Annotated in this window: 11 protein-coding genes, 1 tRNA gene, 1 other RNA gene and 1 pseudogene; 10 read left to right on the top strand and 4 right to left on the bottom strand. The window is 30.0% G+C overall.

Going from position 1 to position 15,435, the window contains the following annotated elements:
* Nucleotides 1-23: 23 nt before the first annotated feature.
* From fusA to JAHGCCOI_RS02225, 3 genes and pseudogenes are all read left to right on the top strand, one after another.
* Nucleotides 24-2,091, top strand: a pseudogene (fusA, locus tag JAHGCCOI_RS02235) (elongation factor G).
* Between the two features lie 129 nt (nucleotides 2,092-2,220).
* Nucleotides 2,221-3,405: an elongation factor Tu gene (gene tuf, locus JAHGCCOI_RS02230; protein WP_479491891.1), complete on the top strand. Its 1,185-nt coding sequence runs from the start codon at nucleotides 2,221-2,223 to the stop codon at nucleotides 3,403-3,405.
* A 450-nt stretch (nucleotides 3,406-3,855) separates the two neighbouring features.
* The gene (locus JAHGCCOI_RS02225) at nucleotides 3,856-4,650 is read left to right on the top strand and encodes a Bax inhibitor-1/YccA family membrane protein (protein ID WP_479491890.1); all 795 of its coding nucleotides are present in this window, start codon (nucleotides 3,856-3,858) and stop codon (nucleotides 4,648-4,650) included.
* Between the two features lie 47 nt (nucleotides 4,651-4,697).
* Here JAHGCCOI_RS02225 and rsmG read toward each other — a convergent pair whose 3' ends face one another.
* The 4 genes from rsmG to ffs form a co-directional block, all read right to left on the bottom strand.
* Nucleotides 4,698-5,336: a 16S rRNA (guanine(527)-N(7))-methyltransferase RsmG gene (gene rsmG / locus JAHGCCOI_RS02220; RefSeq protein ID WP_212509019.1), complete on the bottom strand. Its 639-nt coding sequence runs from the start codon at nucleotides 5,334-5,336 to the stop codon at nucleotides 4,698-4,700.
* Nucleotides 5,323-7,176 carry a tRNA uridine-5-carboxymethylaminomethyl(34) synthesis enzyme MnmG gene (gene mnmG / locus JAHGCCOI_RS02215; protein ID WP_227806948.1) on the bottom strand — a complete coding sequence of 618 codons (1,854 nt, stop codon included), beginning with the start codon at nucleotides 7,174-7,176 and terminating at the stop codon, nucleotides 5,323-5,325. Before mnmG ends, rsmG begins: the two co-directional genes overlap by 14 nt.
* A 57-nt stretch (nucleotides 7,177-7,233) precedes the next feature.
* Nucleotides 7,234-7,929 carry a hypothetical protein gene (locus JAHGCCOI_RS02210; RefSeq protein ID WP_227806949.1) on the bottom strand — a complete coding sequence of 232 codons (696 nt, stop codon included), beginning with the start codon at nucleotides 7,927-7,929 and terminating at the stop codon, nucleotides 7,234-7,236.
* Between the two features lie 169 nt (nucleotides 7,930-8,098).
* Nucleotides 8,099-8,190, bottom strand: an RNA gene (gene ffs / locus JAHGCCOI_RS02205) — signal recognition particle sRNA small type.
* A 429-nt stretch (nucleotides 8,191-8,619) separates the two neighbouring features.
* Here ffs and JAHGCCOI_RS02200 point away from each other — a divergent pair.
* The 7 genes from JAHGCCOI_RS02200 to efp all read left to right on the top strand — a co-directional run bounded on the left by JAHGCCOI_RS02200 (nucleotide 8,620) and on the right by efp (nucleotide 15,346).
* Nucleotides 8,620-8,696: transfer RNA gene (locus tag JAHGCCOI_RS02200), tRNA-Arg, on the top strand.
* 310 nt (nucleotides 8,697-9,006) lie between these two features.
* Nucleotides 9,007-10,092: a DNA recombination protein RmuC gene (locus JAHGCCOI_RS02195; protein WP_227806950.1), complete on the top strand. Its 1,086-nt coding sequence runs from the start codon at nucleotides 9,007-9,009 to the stop codon at nucleotides 10,090-10,092.
* Nucleotides 10,093-10,410: 318 nt separating this feature from the next.
* Nucleotides 10,411-10,722 (top strand): hypothetical protein, encoded by a 312-nt coding sequence (locus JAHGCCOI_RS02190; protein ID WP_227806951.1) that lies wholly within the window; start codon nucleotides 10,411-10,413, stop codon nucleotides 10,720-10,722.
* Nucleotides 10,723-11,229: 507 nt separating this feature from the next.
* Nucleotides 11,230-12,816 carry a ribonuclease Y gene (gene rny, locus JAHGCCOI_RS02185; RefSeq protein WP_227806952.1) on the top strand — a complete coding sequence of 529 codons (1,587 nt, stop codon included), beginning with the start codon at nucleotides 11,230-11,232 and terminating at the stop codon, nucleotides 12,814-12,816.
* Nucleotides 12,817-12,840: 24 nt separating this feature from the next.
* Complete coding sequence (locus JAHGCCOI_RS02180) at nucleotides 12,841-13,602, top strand: TIGR00282 family metallophosphoesterase (protein WP_212509024.1); 762 nt, start codon at nucleotides 12,841-12,843, stop codon at nucleotides 13,600-13,602.
* 237 nt (nucleotides 13,603-13,839) lie between these two features.
* Entirely contained in the window at nucleotides 13,840-14,715 is an 876-nt protein-coding gene (gene miaA, locus JAHGCCOI_RS02175) for a tRNA (adenosine(37)-N6)-dimethylallyltransferase MiaA (RefSeq protein ID WP_227806953.1), read from the top strand.
* A gap of 58 nt (nucleotides 14,716-14,773) precedes the next feature.
* Nucleotides 14,774-15,346, top strand: coding sequence for an elongation factor P (efp, locus tag JAHGCCOI_RS02170; RefSeq protein ID WP_479491887.1), 573 nt, complete (start codon nucleotides 14,774-14,776; stop codon nucleotides 15,344-15,346).
* Nucleotides 15,347-15,435: the final 89 nt, after the last annotated feature.

Genomic DNA, 15,435 nt, shown 5'->3' with positions numbered 1-15,435 from the left:
TGTAACTTATAGGAGAATAAAAGATGGCACGTCAGTTTTCATTAGAAAAAACTCGTAATATTGGCATTATTGCTCATATTGATGCAGGAAAAACCACCACTACAGAAAGAATTTTGTTCCACACCGGAAAAATTCATAAAATCGGAGAAACCCATGATGGCGCTTCTCAGATGGATTGGATGGAACAAGAACAAGAAAGAGGAATCACTATCACCTTCTGCTGCTACTACTGCTTTTTGGAAAGATCACCGTATCAATATTATTGATACTCCCGGACACGTTGATTTTACGGTGGAAGTTTCGCGCTCTCTTAGAGTTTTGGATGGAGCAGTAACAGTTATTGATGCTCAGGCAGGAGTAGAACCACAAACTGAAACTGTTTGGCGCCAAGCTAGTGAATATAAAGTCCCAAGAGTTATTTTTGTTAACAAAATGGATAAAGTAGGCGCTGATTTTGCTTATGCAATTGAAACCCTTAAACAACGCTTAGGAGTTCATGCAAGCGCTATTCAATGGCCAATTGGCTCAGAAAATGACTTTAATGGTATCATTGATTTAGTAGAAATGAATGCTTTTGAATATGATAACACTTCCCCAGAAACAGGAAAAGTAGTTCCTATTCCTAGCGATTTAGAATCAATTACCCAAACTAAAAGAAACGAATTAATAGAAACTTTATCTACCCTAGACGAAGAATTAATGATGTATTATTTAGAAGAAAAACCAATCTCTTCTGAAATGTTGAAAAATTCCATTAGAAAAGCAACCTTACAAGCTTCCTTTTTCCCAGTTCTTTGTGGTTCTTCTTTCAAAAATAAGGGTGTTGTTAAAATGTTAGACGCTATTGTTGACTACCTTCCTGCTCCTTGTGATGTTGCAGCTATTGTTGGTTTTGATTCTGACAACCAAGAAATTGTGCGCACCGGATTAGATGAAGAACCCTTCACAGCTCTAGCTTTCAAAGTGATGACCGATCCTTATGTAGGAAAATTAACCTTTTTCCGTATCTATTCAGGTTCAGTTAAAGCTGGTTCTTACGTAACTAACACTACTAAAGGAACCAAAGAACGTTTTGGACGCTTATTACAAATGCATGCTAATTCTCGTGAAGAAGTAAAAGAAGCCTACACAGGCGATATTTTAGCAGTTGTAGGATTAAAAGCAACTACTACAGGAGACACTTTAGCATCAGAAGGACAAACCATCGTCTTAGAATCAATGAATTTCCCAGAACCAGTAATTGAAATTGCAGTAGAACCAAAAACTAAAGCTGACCAAGATAAAATGGGTATTGCCCTTGCAAAATTAGCTGAAGAAGACCCTACATTTAAGGTTTTTTCCAATCATGAAACCGGGCAAACTATTATTGCTGGAATGGGTGAACTTCATTTAGATATCATTATTGAACGTCTTAAAAGAGAATTCAAAGTACAAGCAAATGTTACAGAACCTCAAGTAGCATACCGCGAAACAATCACCCAAGAAACTGAGACAGAAGGAAAATTCATTCGTCAATCAGGTGGTCGTGGACAATACGGACATGTGTGGATGCGTTTTGAACCAAATCCTGGAAAAGGTTTTGAATTCGTTAATAAAATTGTAGGTGGTGTAGTTCCTCGTGAATACGTTCCTGCAGTTCAAAAAGGAATTCAAGAAGCTCTTGCTGGTGGTATTGTAGCTGGATATCAAATTATTGATGTTAAAGCAACTTTATTTGATGGCTCTTACCATGATGTCGATTCTTCCGAAATGGCTTTTAAAATTGCCGCTTCCATGGCATTAAAAGAAACCAAAACCAAAGGAAACCCAGTCATTTTAGAACCTATTATGGACGTTGAAGTAGTTACTCCCAACGATTATGTAGGAAATGTTATTGGTGATCTAACTTCTAGAAGAGGTAGATTAGAAAACCAAGAATCACGCGCCAACGCTGTTGCTATTAGAGCGTTTGTTCCCCTTTCTGAAATGTTTGGATATGCTACTGTTTTGCGTTCCAATACTCAAGGAAGAGCTACTTTTATTATGCAATTTGCTAAATATGAAAAAGCTCCTAAAAGCATCACTGAAGAAATTATTAAAAAACGAGCTTAGACAACCTTACACTAAAAAACATTTTTATTAACAAAATAGTTGTGAAAAGCCAAAAATAAGTTAAAATTTAAATGGTAAATATATTTTTAAAACAAACCTTAAAACATAATAAAAGGAGGCCTTTGAAAAATGGCTAATGAAAAATTTATACGAAACAAACCGCATTTAAATGTAGGTACTATTGGACACGTAGACCACGGTAAAACTACTCTTACAGCAGCTATTACCCAAGTTTTGTCTACTCGTGGCTTGGCTAAAAGTAGAGCTTATGATCAAATTGATAATGCTCCTGAAGAAAGAGAACGTGGAATCACTATTAAAACTTCACACGTAGAATATGAAACAGAAAAACGTCACTATGCTCACGTTGACTGTCCTGGACACGCCGATTATGTTAAAAACATGATTACTGGTGCTGCTCAAATGGATGCTGCTATTTTAGTTGTTTCTGGTGCAGATAGTGTTATGCCTCAAACTAGAGAACACATTTTATTAGCGCGCCAAGTTGGTGTTCCAAAAATTGTTGTTTTCTTAAATAAATGTGATCTTTCCCCAGACGAACAAATTTTAGAATTAGTAGAAATGGAAGTTCGTGAATTATTATCTCAATACGATTTCCCAGGAGACGACATTCCTGTTATTAGAGGATCTGCATTAAAAGCTTTAGAAGGTGACGCTCATTACGTTGCTCAAGTAAACGAATTAATCGAAACTCTAGACACCTACATTGAAGACCCGGTGCGCGAAGTTGACAAACCTTTCTTAATGCCTGTAGAAGATGTTTTCACTATTACTGGTAGAGGAACTGTTGTTACTGGTAAAGTAGAAAGAGGTCAAGTAAAAGCTGGTGATGAAGTAGAAATCGTAGGACTTAAAGAAACTAGAAAAACTATTGTAACTGCAGTAGAAATGTTTAAAAAAGACCTAGATTTTGCTCAAGCAGGAGACAACGTTGGAGCTTTATTACGTGGAATTAACCGTGAAGACGTACAACGTGGACAAGTTTTAGCTAAACCAGGTTCTGTTAAGCCTCATTCTAAATTTGTTGCTCAAGTTTATGTTTTAACTAAAGAAGAAGGAGGACGTCACACTGCCTTTTTCTCTCAATACCGTCCTCAATTCTATTTCCGTACTACAGATATTACAGGAGTAGTTGAATTACAAGGTGATGTTAAAATGGTAATGCCAGGTGACAACGCTGAATTAGTAGTTACCCTTAACAACCCAATTGCTATCGAAGAAGGAACTAAATTTTCTATTCGTGAAGGTGGAAAAACAGTTGGTGCAGGATCAGTTTCCAAACTTCTTAACTAAAAATTCATTATACCCAACCTTATTAATAAATAAAACCCACATAATGTGGGTTTTTATCTTTTTTAACTATTTTTTATTTTGTATTTTGCCCCTTTTTGCCCTTTTGCCTTTTTATCGATTTTTAAAACTCCACAAATCTAACCCAACTCAACTAAAAGATGCAAATTTGGCAATAATGACATTTTAAACACTTATAAAAAAATTAGTTGTGTGCCAAAAAAACGCTATTTATTATCAAATTTCACAACACTAACCAAAAAAACACCACTTTTTGTCATTTTTTGCAATAAAAAAGCAAAATATTTTCCAATTAATTTTTAAAAAAAGGTAAAATATATATGTGCTTGTTTATTAAGCAAGTTAAAAAAGATGTAAATATTTTTTTAAATAATAAGAATAATAAAATAAATTTAATTTTAATAATAAATAAAATTAAAAAAGGTGGTTTAAATGGAATCCAATAAAGTAAATAATTCGTTTACCCAAATTAAAAATAACTTTCTTTCTTTATTTGAAACAACTACTTATAATAATATTGCTACTCGTAAAGGAATTGCTTTAAAAACAATTTTGCTTTTATGTGTTACAGCAATCACTTCAATGTTTTTTTACCCAATTCTAAAACCCGTGATATTAAAAAATCCAAATATTAATGCAATTTGTTTTTCCATGATTGCGTTAGGTTTTATAAATTATGGCATTTATTCTGCAGGATTAAAACAAGTTGAAATTTCTAAAACTTGTGGATTAATTTATTCTTTTATAGAAGGAATAATTTTATCAATTATTTTTGTTGTTCTAAATTTAGTTTATGCCAATTTAGTTGAAATTGCCTTTATGGCTATTTTTGCAACCTTTATCGTCTTTGTTGCAATGTCCCATGCTTATTATAAAGGTTTTATAAAAGTAACAAATAGATTTAGACAAATTATGCTATATTGTTCTTTTGCTTTGGTGGTTTCTTATATAGTTCGTTTAGTGTTGTCTTTATGCGGCATTTGGACAATTGAAAATATTATTTACAATAGCTTTTTAACTCTTCCTATTAGTTTAATTATGTTAGGATTTGTATTTATGTTTTTAGCACTTCATTTTGATTACACCGAACAAATGATTAAACAAGGAATGCCTAAAAAATATGAATGGCAAGTTTCTTTGGCTTTTGCAACAACTTTAATTGAAATTTTTTTAAGAATAATGTTAATTTTGCTAAGGTTATTTGGTAAAGATCAAGAAAGAAAATAAAAAAGATCACGAATATTCGTGATCTTTTTTTTATTATATTACCTTTTTTATTCGGTTTGGAATAATAAATTAGTTCTTGTTCCTAATTGCATTGGTAATTCCAATGTTTTTGCACTAACTAATTTAACTCTTATTTGCTTAATTATCTTTTTGTTAGCTTCTAATTCTTGTTGAAAGTTTTTACCTTTCATAGCAATAAAATAACCCTTTTTTTTCACTAAAGGAACACACCATTTTAAGATAATTTCCAATCTAGCCAAAGCGCGAGCAACAACACAATCATAACTGCCATTTTTGTCTATGTCATATTGTTCTACTCTTTGGTGAAAAAAACATATATTATCTAATTCCAAATGGCTTTCTAATTGTTTTAAGAAATTGATTTTTTTTAAAGATGATTCAATGATTACAATTTTTAAATGAGGAAAAAGAATTTTTAAAGGAAAGCTAGGAAAGCCAGCACCCGAGCCAACATCACAAAGATTAGTTACAGTATTAAAGTTAAATATTTCTTTTAAAATTAAAGAATCATAAAAATGTTTATAGCAAACATCAGATAAAGATATTAGAGAAGTAAGGTTCATTTTTTGGTTTTCTTGTTTTAAAAATTCATAGTAAAAAACAAACTTGTTTAATTGCTTTTCGTTGAGTGCAAATTTGTCTTTTAATGATTCAAAGTAAAGCATGATGTTTTTCCAAATAAACTAATAAAATCGAAATATCAACTTGATTGACTCCTAATATTCTTGTTGCTTGTCCTAAAGTTTGGGGTTTGATTAAATCAAGTTTTTCTTGAGCTTCTTTTGATAAATTTTTAATATCTGCGTAATTGATTTTGCTAGGAATTTTTTTTTGTTCTAACCTTGCTAATTTTTGAGCTTCTTTTTGGGCTTTAGCAATATAACCTTCGTATTTGATTTGTATTTCTACTTGTTCATAAATGGTTTTATCTGCTTTTTCCTGTAAAAAATGTTGTAAAGTGCAAAAATTTAATTCTGATCTTTTTAGTAGTTGTGCTAATGTGGTTTTTTCTCCAAGACTAGCTGAGTTTTGTTGTTTTAAATAAGATAGATTATCTGAATTAACTAAAATTTCATAATTTTTGCTTTTTTCTAATAAAAGGTTGATTTTAGCTTTTTTGTTTTGAAAATTGTTATAATCTTTTTCATCAATCAAACCTAGTTGATATCCGTAATCTTTGAGGCGCAAATCGGCATTGTCGTGTCTTAATAATAAACGAAATTCCGCGCGTGATGTCAAAAGACGGTACGGTTCTTTGGCGCCCTTAGTGATTAAATCATCGATCAAAACACCAATATAGGCTTCATTTCTTTTTAACACAAAAGGAGGTTTATTTTGGAGTTTTAAAGAAGCATTAATTCCTGCCATAAGCCCTTGACAAGCAGCTTCTTCATAACCGCTGGTGCCGTTCATTTGTCCTGCTAAAAAGAGATTTTGGATTTTTTTAGTCTCTAAACTGTGTTTGAGTTGGTTGGGATTAAAAGCATCGTATTCGATAGCATAAGCATATTTAGTGATTTGGGCGTTTTGTAATCCTGGAATAGTTTTAAGGATTTCGTGTTGAACGTGTTGAGGCATGCTGGTAGAAAGTCCTTGTAGATACATTTCATCCAAAGATAGGCTTTCTGGTTCAATAAAAATTTGATGACTGTTTTTATCACAAAATCTTACTACTTTATCTTCGATAGAAGGGCAATAACGAGGGCCTGTGCCTTCAACACAACCTCCATACATAGCTGATTGGTTTAAATGTTTTTGGATAACTTGGTGGGTGGTTTGGTTGGTGTGAGTTAAAAAACATGGTTCTTGGGGTCTTTGATTTGTTTGGGGAACAAAACTAAATATTTGTTCTAAATTATCTCCCATTTGTATTTTGGTTTGGCTATAATCAATGCTGTTTTTTTTAACTCTTGGTGGTGTGCCTGTTTTTAAACGAATAACTTCAAAACCTAATTCTTTTAATTGAGCGCTGATACCGTAAGTTGTAGGAACGCCATTAGGTCCCGAGGATTTTTTGGTATCTCCAATTAAAATTTGGCTTGCTAAATAAGTTCCTGTAGTGATAATGACAGTTTTGGCATTAATTTTTGTTCCATCAATAAGACAGACTCCTTGAACTTGGTTGTTTTGGATGACTAGATTGTTTACGAGCCCTTCCAATAGAGTTAAATTGAGGTTTTTTTGTAATATTTCTAAAATAATTTGAGGATATTCTAATTTATCAATTTGAGCTCTTAAAGCTCTTACTGCAGGACCTTTGGAAGAGTTAAGCATTTTGATCTGAATTTGTGCAAGATCTGCAGCTTTTGCCATAACACCACCTAAAGCATCTATTTCACGTACTACAACACCTTTGGCAGGACCTCCGATAGAAGGATTGCAAGGTAAGGAAGCAACTTGTTTTAAGGAGCCTGTAATGAGTAAAGTATTATGTTTTTTTGCCAATATTAAAGCAGCTTCAACACCTGCATGTCCTGCTCCAATAACAATGCTATCGTAGATCATTTGAGTACCTTTCTTGATTGTTTTTTTGGGTTTTATAATCATTTATTTATCATTTGTTTAATTTAATTCGTTTGTTTCGTCTATTGTGTTGTCTTTGTTTTTGGGGTTGTCTTCATTGGGATTTTGGTCGGATTTGGGTTCAAAAAAAGTTGGATTGAATTGTTTTTGTTTTTCTTTTAATGATTCGTAAAGTTCTATTCCTAATGTTTCTTGGATTTTGTCCAATGTTTCTTGTAATTTTTTATCTCTAAATATGTGTAATTTTTTTTGTTGGTTTTTCATCCAATAATTCATAGAAAAACAAGAAGATATCAATACAACAAAAGCAGGAATTCTTAACCAAACAGAAATTTGTCCACTAAGCAAAAAAGCATTTAATAAAATAGGCACTAAAACTGCCACAAATAACAATTTTATTGTTTTGATTAAAGTAGCTTCTTTTTGGGAAATCTGCCATATAAAATCTAGCCACATATCGTTTATATCTTTTTGATAAAAAGCTCCAAACTCTTCGTAATATTTTTTTTCAACCAAAAGGCGGCACACTCCTTTATCAGCAGTCCAAACAGCAAATTGGCGTGATTGAAAAAGAGTACTATAATATTTGCTTTGATCCAAATAATAAAATTCTACTTTGGTTTCTTTTCCTTTTAATGTTGTTTCTTGGGTTAAAAATGGTTCTCCTTGTAAAGAGTTGTAAATATTAGTTAATAATTTAAATTCTTTTTCTTTTTGAAAAAATGAAAAATTCATATGATTGCTCCTTTTCCTTTATTTTTTAGTTGTGAAATTGTTGTTTTTCGAAAGTTTTTTTGCCAAAATTCATTAATAAAAATTTATTTTTTTGTTTTTTTAATTTTATGCATTGAATTGTTGTTTTAAAAATTGTTTTTTTGGGTCTTTTATATTAAAAATAACCTTTTCAAACCCTATCTTCCACACAATAAAAATAACTTATGGCTGCTTCAATCAAGACCTGACCAAATTCGTCTCTTATTGTTGAATGATAAGGTTTGAAAAGGCTACCTTAGTTTTGTTGGATAAAAATACTTGTCTTTCGTTAATGATTTTTGTGATTTGTAAATTATTTTTTTCTTGAAAACATTTTTAAAAAATTTTGTATTTTTTGTTTTAATTTAGAAATTATTTAGAAATTATTTAGAAATTATTTAGAAATTATTTAGAAATTATTTAGAAATTATTTAGAAATTATTTAGAAATTATTTAGAAATTATTTAGAAATTATTTAGAAATTAAAAATCAACATTATTATTATATACTTTTTTTATGTATTTGTGCAAACTTTTTTTATTTAATAGATATTTAATGACTTTTGGATCGTTTTTTCTTTGAGGATTTAAATAAAGAAACTATCTTCACTACTTTAATTGCTTTTTTTTGTCCAAAACAATGATTTTATAGTATAATATTTGTTGTATGTTTGTTTGAGTAGCTCAGCTGGATAGAGCAACGGCCTTCTAAGCCGTCGGTCGGGGGTTCGAATCCCTTCTCAAACGCCAGTTTATCTTTTATTTTTTGCACCATTTCTCTTAATTTAGTAATTTAGCAATTAGGCATTTATATTTATTTTTAATATTTATTTTTTTGTCCCAAACATTTTCACACATTTTTATTTTATGTATGTTATTTGTTTTTCAAATAAGAAATAAATATTAAAAATATTTAAAGAACAAATCTCAATAATAACCCTTTTTTTATTTTTGTTTTGTTTTTTGTTTTTTATTTTTTGTATTTTTTTATATCAACTTTAATGCATCCAAAGCTAAAAGACATTAAAAAAGAAAAAAAGAAAAAGGAATAACAAAATAAATGCCTCAAGATCAAATTGTTTTTGTATTAATCTTAACTTTATCCGTTATTTTGATTCTTATTTTGGGTGGTGTAACTTTCATTATTTATTTTTTTGTTGCCAAACCGAAAAAAACGCAATTCAATATCCAAGATTTTGTGAAACAAGCTTTTTTAGAGTCAGAATCTAGGGTTGTTTGTCATTTGGATGATAAAATTAACAATTTAACTCATCAAAGTCAAGATAGTTTAACTAAAGAAATTAAAGATACTCGCCAACATTTAACAATTAATCTGGAAAATTCTTTAAAAGTTTTAAGAGAACAAAATGCAAGTGGTTTTCAAGAAGTGCAAAACATTCATAAATTATTGTGCCAAAACGATAAAACAGGACAAGCTGGAGAATTTTTGTTGGCACGCGTTTTGGAAAATGTTTCTCATTTTAAAGATAAATTAGTTTTTGAAAAACAATATTTAATGAAAAAAACAAACAATAACGGTAATCGTCTTAAAGTTGATGTGATGTGTAAAGGTTCTGGTAAATTTGTTCAAATTCCTATTGATTCGAAGTTTCCTACCACAGATTTTCTAGCCTATATTAACGCCACTTTCAACCAAACAGAATTAAAGAGTCGCTTTTTATTTCACATTAAAGAAAGAATTAAAGAAGTTCAAAAATACGTCAGCAAAGAAGACAACTGCCCTTATGCCATTATGTTTATTCCTTCTGAAAGTATTTTTGCCCAAATTAATTGCGATCCTGAAATAATATCATATGCTTTTAAACGCAATGTTATCATTACAAGTCCTTCGATTTTACTTGCTATTCTTAATTCAGTTGATTATTATTTTCAAATTTTCGAAAGTGTTCAAAACAACGAAGAAAAACTTGAATGTATTGAAAATGTGCTACAAGCGATGAAAAATTTTGATAAAGTCTTTATTTATGATTTGAAAGCGGCTTTGGAAAAAGTTCTCAAAGTGATTGAAGATATTCAAAAAAAAGAAAAAACCTTAGAGCAACGTTATCAAAAATTGTTAGAAGTTCGCAAAAAAGAAAATAACAATTCCAAAAACAACATCAAAAATGAAAAGATAGATTTTTAAATCATTATTTTAACTCCTTTTTGACATTATTTTAACATTATTTTGCAAATACTTTTTTGAGTTATTATATAATATTTACGGATACTATTTTTTTTATTTAGTATCTTATATATTTCATTAATTAAATTATTAAAATTATCTATATTTTTAAATCCAAATTAAAATTAAAAAATTATGCATTCAAATCCAATTTATATTATTTATTATTCTTTATTTTGATATTTTGAGTTTTGGCATGATTTTTATTCAACAACCAAAGGATATCATTTTATTTTTAAATTTACTTCCAAGCAAATCATTATTACTAGCGTTTTTATTGTGATATTACTTGCCATTCCTATTATTATATTTTTTTCTTTAGAAGAAGAATCTCCTCAAGGGTCATCTTCTGATGAAGTTATTGAACAAATGCAATTTTCTGATGAAACACAAAACCCAAACCCAGCCCCTTCGATTTTAGAAAAAAAATCTTGGAAAGATGTATTTATTGAAAGATCAGGAGAAATTGTTGAAAAAGTTATAAAATCTCCGAAAGTATCTCAATCACTAGAAACTTTTTCTAATAAATTATCAAGCACCGTTAGCAAAAGCCTTTCGCAAAATAAAAACCAATCGCCAAGAAAAGCTTGATTATTAATTATATTAATAAATTCAAATATTTTGCTAGCACATAATAATATATAATAATTAAATATTTTTCATTACAAAAGCTAATCTTTTTAAGGTTAGCTTTTCAGTTTTTTTATTTTTGCCACTATTCATAACAGAACCATTATTTTTTGCATGGTTTTTGCTGAATTTTTTTTCACAAACCAAACTTTATTATTTTTTTTAACCCCAATTTATACATTTTTATTTTTTCATTTCACGATGAAATTTTGTACTGAACAAATTAAAAAAAATAATAAAACTTCCAACCCACCCCATTCAAAATTAATTCTAAATTAATTATCAATATTTAAAAAAACAAACTTATTTATTGTTTTAATGACAAAATTGCATCAAAAAATCTAATCCCCCCCTATTTTTTTATTTTTTGTTTTGCATTACAAATCATTAAACTAAATTCAAAAAGAAAAAGAGGTAAAACAATGATTTTACATTTGTTAACCCCCCCAAAAGAAAGGTATCAAGGATATGAAAGGTGATTATTGGCGAACTCATTGTATAATGGGTTGTTCCCTTCTTGTCTTTGCTTTAATTTGTGGATCAATTATCGGCTATTTTTTGTATTCTTTTTTTAATCAAAAGAAATTAGAAGTAAAAAAACAATCATTTGACAACAAACTAAAAGAAAAAGAAAAAGATTTGCAACAACGCGAACAAGAAATGATGCGTAATGCCAAAATAGAAATAACTTCTTTAAGACAAAAATTAGAACTGGATTTAGAACAAAGAACCAACACAATTGTTGATTTAGAATCCAAAAATAATCGTCGTGAAGAATTGCTTAACAACAGAACTGAGAGCCTCAATAAAAGAGAAGAGCATTTAGATTCTGAACAACAAATAATTAGCCATACTAAAAAAAACCTAGAACAACAAATCAAAGAACAAGAAACAATTTTAAACACCCAAAAACAACAATTAGAAAAAATAGCTTCCTTAACGCAAGATCAAGCCAGACAAATCATAATGAAAGAAACAAGAGACCAAACCACTTATGAAATGATGTCATATATTAAACAAGAAGAAGAAAAAGCAAAAAGCGAAGCATCTAAAAAAGCCAAAACTCTTTTAGTTTTAGCCATGCAAAAATATGCTGGCGATATTACAGGAGAAAAAAATATTAGCGTTGTTAACATTCCTAACGAAGATATGAAAGGACGGATTATTGGGCGCCAAGGCAGAAATATTAAGTCTTTGGAAGTTTTAACCGGAGTAGACTTAATTATTGATGAGTCCCCTTGCACCATTATTTTAAGTAGTTTTGACCCGATTAGAAGAGAAATTGCCAAAAAAACTTTAGAATTTTTGGTCTCTGATGGGCGAATTCATCCTTCTCGCATCGAAAAAGCCTTAGAAACTTCAACCATAGAAGTAGACAATTTTATTAAAGAAATGGGCGAAGAAGCTGCTTTTATTACTAAAATCGGCGAAATGCACCCCGACTTAATTAAAATTTTGGGAAAACTGCACTTCCGCATTAGTTACAGTCAAAATGTTTTGAAACATTCTTTGGAAGTAGCTTTTTTAGCTGGTAAACTTGCCTCTGAAATTGGCGAAAACGAAATTCTTGCAAGAAGAGCAGGACTTTTTCATGACATCGGTAAAGCTCTAGACCACGAAATGGAAGGAAGCCACGTAGAAATTGGCGTTTCTATTGCTTCCAAATACAAAGAAAAAAAAGAAGTTATCGACGCTATTGCCTCTCATCATGAAGACCAAGAACCCCAATCAATTATCGCTGTTTTAGTTGCAATAGCAGACACCTTGTCTTCCGCTAGACCAGGAGCCAGAAAAGAATCAGTAGAAAACTACATCCAAAGACTAACCAAATTAGAAACTATTGCTAATGCAACAGAAGGAGTTGCCAAATCTTATGCTATTCAAGCTGGGCGCGAAATTCGTGTTATCGTTGAACCAGACAAAATCGCAGACAATTTTATTTTCCAAACTGCCCGCACCATTAAAGAACAAATTGAAAAAGACATTAGTTACAATGGTGTTATCAAAGTTACTGTTATAAGAGAAACCAGAGCTGTGGAAATGGCTAAATTATAATCCACCAAAGGAGATAATTAATTCATGAAAATAATGTTTATCGGAGATATTTACGGAAACCCAGGAATTAGTTATTTTGCCGAAAAAGTGGTTTTTTTAAAAGAAACTTACAAACCTAACCTCATTATTGCCAATGCTGAAAACGCTGATAATGGCAAAGGTTTAAGTTTTAAAATTTATAAAAAATTACAAAAATTAGGTGTTGATTTGATGACTATGGGAAACCATGTTTGGAAAAATAAACAAATTAAAAAATTTATTGACAAATCAAATGTAATTCGTCCCATCAATGACACCCAACAATTAGGGCAAGGTTATAAAATTATTGATTGCGAAGATAAAAAAATTTTAGTTATGAATGCTTTAGGACGTGTTTTTATTAACTCCAAATTGCATTGCCCTTTCAAAACTATTGATAATGTTTTGGAACAAAATAAAGCTAAATATGATTTTTCTTTTTTGGATTTTCATGCCGAAGCCACTAGTGAAAAAATTGCTTTAACTCATTATTTTGATGGTAAAATTGATGCTATTGTAGGCACTCACACTCATGTCCAAACTAACGACGAACGCCTTTTCCCCCACAATACTCTTTATATTTCTGATGCAGGAATGACAGGAGCCAAGGACGGCGTCATTGGTAAAGAAAAAGAACCTATAATTCAATCTTTTTTAGGAAATCGTGTTGTTTCAAGACCTAATGCCGAAGGAAAAAGACAATTAAACGGTTTACTTGTCACTCTTAAACCTCACAAAACTATTGAAAAGATTAATTTATCAGAATGAAATAAAATTTGTTTTATGAAAACTAAGCGAAAAAGCATCAAAATTATCTTCTGTATCACTTTAATTTTTTTTGTTTTTTAACGCTTTGCATTTTTTTATTTTATTCTGGTTTTTTAATTATTTAAATTATTAAATTATTATACCAAACATAACTTTTCCATATAAATTTATAATGATTTTATATTTTGGAAAATATTTAATAACCCCAAAACACTTCTACCCTCATAAAGGAAAATTATGAAAAAAGTAATCGCTATTACAGGTCCTACCGCTTCAGGAAAAACTAGCCTTTCTATTAAAATAGCTAAAAAAATTAATTTAGAAATAATTAATTGCGATTCTCTTCAAATGTATCAAAAATACGATATTGGAACTGCTAAAATAACTCTCGAAGAAGCCCAAGGAATTAAACATCATCTTTTAGATTTTCTTGCTCCTGGAACAAATTACAGTATTTATCATTTTCAAAAAGATGCCCGCAAAAAAATCGAAGAAACGCCCCTTCCTTTATTTGTGGGTGGTAGCGGGCTTTATCTTAAATCAGCTCTTTTTGATTATGAATTAACTCCTAAATCTTTGTTTTTGCCACCTACTTCTTTACCTGCAATAGAAAATATGATTGATTTTATTAAACAAAAAGATCCTCAATTAATTGCGAACCTAGATTTAAAAAATCCTCGTCGCATCCTAAGCGCTTATCAAGATTTACTTGCAGGCACTTTAAGGTCACAAAAAAATAAAAAACACAATCCTCTATATTCTTCGCTAATTTTTTATCTCGATATTGATAGACAAATTTTGAAAAAAAGAGTTATTTTAAGATTGGAACAAATGTTAAAACAAGGTTTTATAGAAGAAGTTAACCAAATTCAAATTCATTTTCCAAACGCCAATTTTAATATTATTGGTTATCGTGAAATTAAAGCTTTGTTAGAAGGAAAAATAACTTTAGACCAAGCCAAAACCTTAATTATTCAAAAAACTATGCAATATGCCAAACGTCAAAAAACTTGGTTTAAAAATCAAATTAAGCCCATCATTCTAGATGCCTTATCCCCTGATTTAGAAAAAACCACTATTTGCCTTATTAACGATTTTTTAAAAACTGATTAAACATTAAACAATTAAACCAACGAAAACAATTCCAAAAAATAAGAAAGTAATTAGAAATATGATTAATACAAATGATTTTAAAACTGGACAAACCATTAAATTCAACAACCAAATTTATCAAATCCTAGAATTTTTACATGTCAAACCTGGTAAAGGTGCTGCATTTGTAAGAACCAAATTAAGAAACCTAAGAACAGGTAGTGTCATTGACTACACTTTTAACGCTGGTATCAAAGTGCAGCCTGCCTTAATTACTAAAATTAAGATGCAATTTCTTTATGCTTTGGAAGATAATTATATTTTTATGAATACTCAAAATTACGAACAATTAGAAATTAACAAACATCAATTAAAAGATTTTCTTAAATATCTTTATGAAGGGCTTTTAGTAGATATTATTTTTTATGAAAATGATGAAATTGTAGGTATCAGTTTACCTGACAAAATCTCTATTAAAGTAGCTTACACCGAACCTGGAGCCAAAGGAGATACCAAAACTAATTCTTTAAAAGATGCCACTTTAGAAACAGGTTTAGTAATTAAAGTTCCTCTTTTTATCAATATTGGAGAAAAAATTATTATCAATACTGAAACAGGACTTTATTTATCAAGAGACAACAATAAACAATAAATAAAACACCTTATTTTTGCAGTTTTAAACTGTTTTTTTGTTTTATCCACCACATTTAAGCCTTTTTCTTATATATTTTTATAAATTGT

The organism is Mulberry dwarf phytoplasma (assembly GCF_056504655.1).
The sequence above is the reverse complement of the archived record's forward strand: the minus strand, read 5'-3'. Positions and strand labels throughout refer to the sequence as shown.

Excerpts from the sequence above, each read along its gene's own strand:
- tuf (WP_479491891.1), top strand. The coding sequence starts at position 2,221 with ATGGCTAATGAAAAATTTATACGAAACAAACCGCATTTAAATGTAGGT.
- JAHGCCOI_RS02225 (WP_479491890.1), top strand. The coding sequence starts at position 3,856 with ATGGAATCCAATAAAGTAAATAATTCGTTTACCCAAATTAAAAATAAC.
- rsmG (WP_212509019.1), bottom strand. The coding sequence starts at position 5,336 with ATGCTTTACTTTGAATCATTAAAAGACAAATTTGCACTCAACGAAAAG.
- mnmG (WP_227806948.1), bottom strand. The coding sequence starts at position 7,176 with ATGATCTACGATAGCATTGTTATTGGAGCAGGACATGCAGGTGTTGAA.
- JAHGCCOI_RS02210 (WP_227806949.1), bottom strand. The coding sequence starts at position 7,929 with ATGAATTTTTCATTTTTTCAAAAAGAAAAAGAATTTAAATTATTAACT.
- JAHGCCOI_RS02195 (WP_227806950.1), top strand. The coding sequence starts at position 9,007 with ATGCCTCAAGATCAAATTGTTTTTGTATTAATCTTAACTTTATCCGTT.
- rny (WP_227806952.1), top strand. The coding sequence starts at position 11,230 with ATGAAAGGTGATTATTGGCGAACTCATTGTATAATGGGTTGTTCCCTT.
- JAHGCCOI_RS02180 (WP_212509024.1), top strand. The coding sequence starts at position 12,841 with ATGAAAATAATGTTTATCGGAGATATTTACGGAAACCCAGGAATTAGT.
- miaA (WP_227806953.1), top strand. The coding sequence starts at position 13,840 with ATGAAAAAAGTAATCGCTATTACAGGTCCTACCGCTTCAGGAAAAACT.
- efp (WP_479491887.1), top strand. The coding sequence starts at position 14,774 with ATGATTAATACAAATGATTTTAAAACTGGACAAACCATTAAATTCAAC.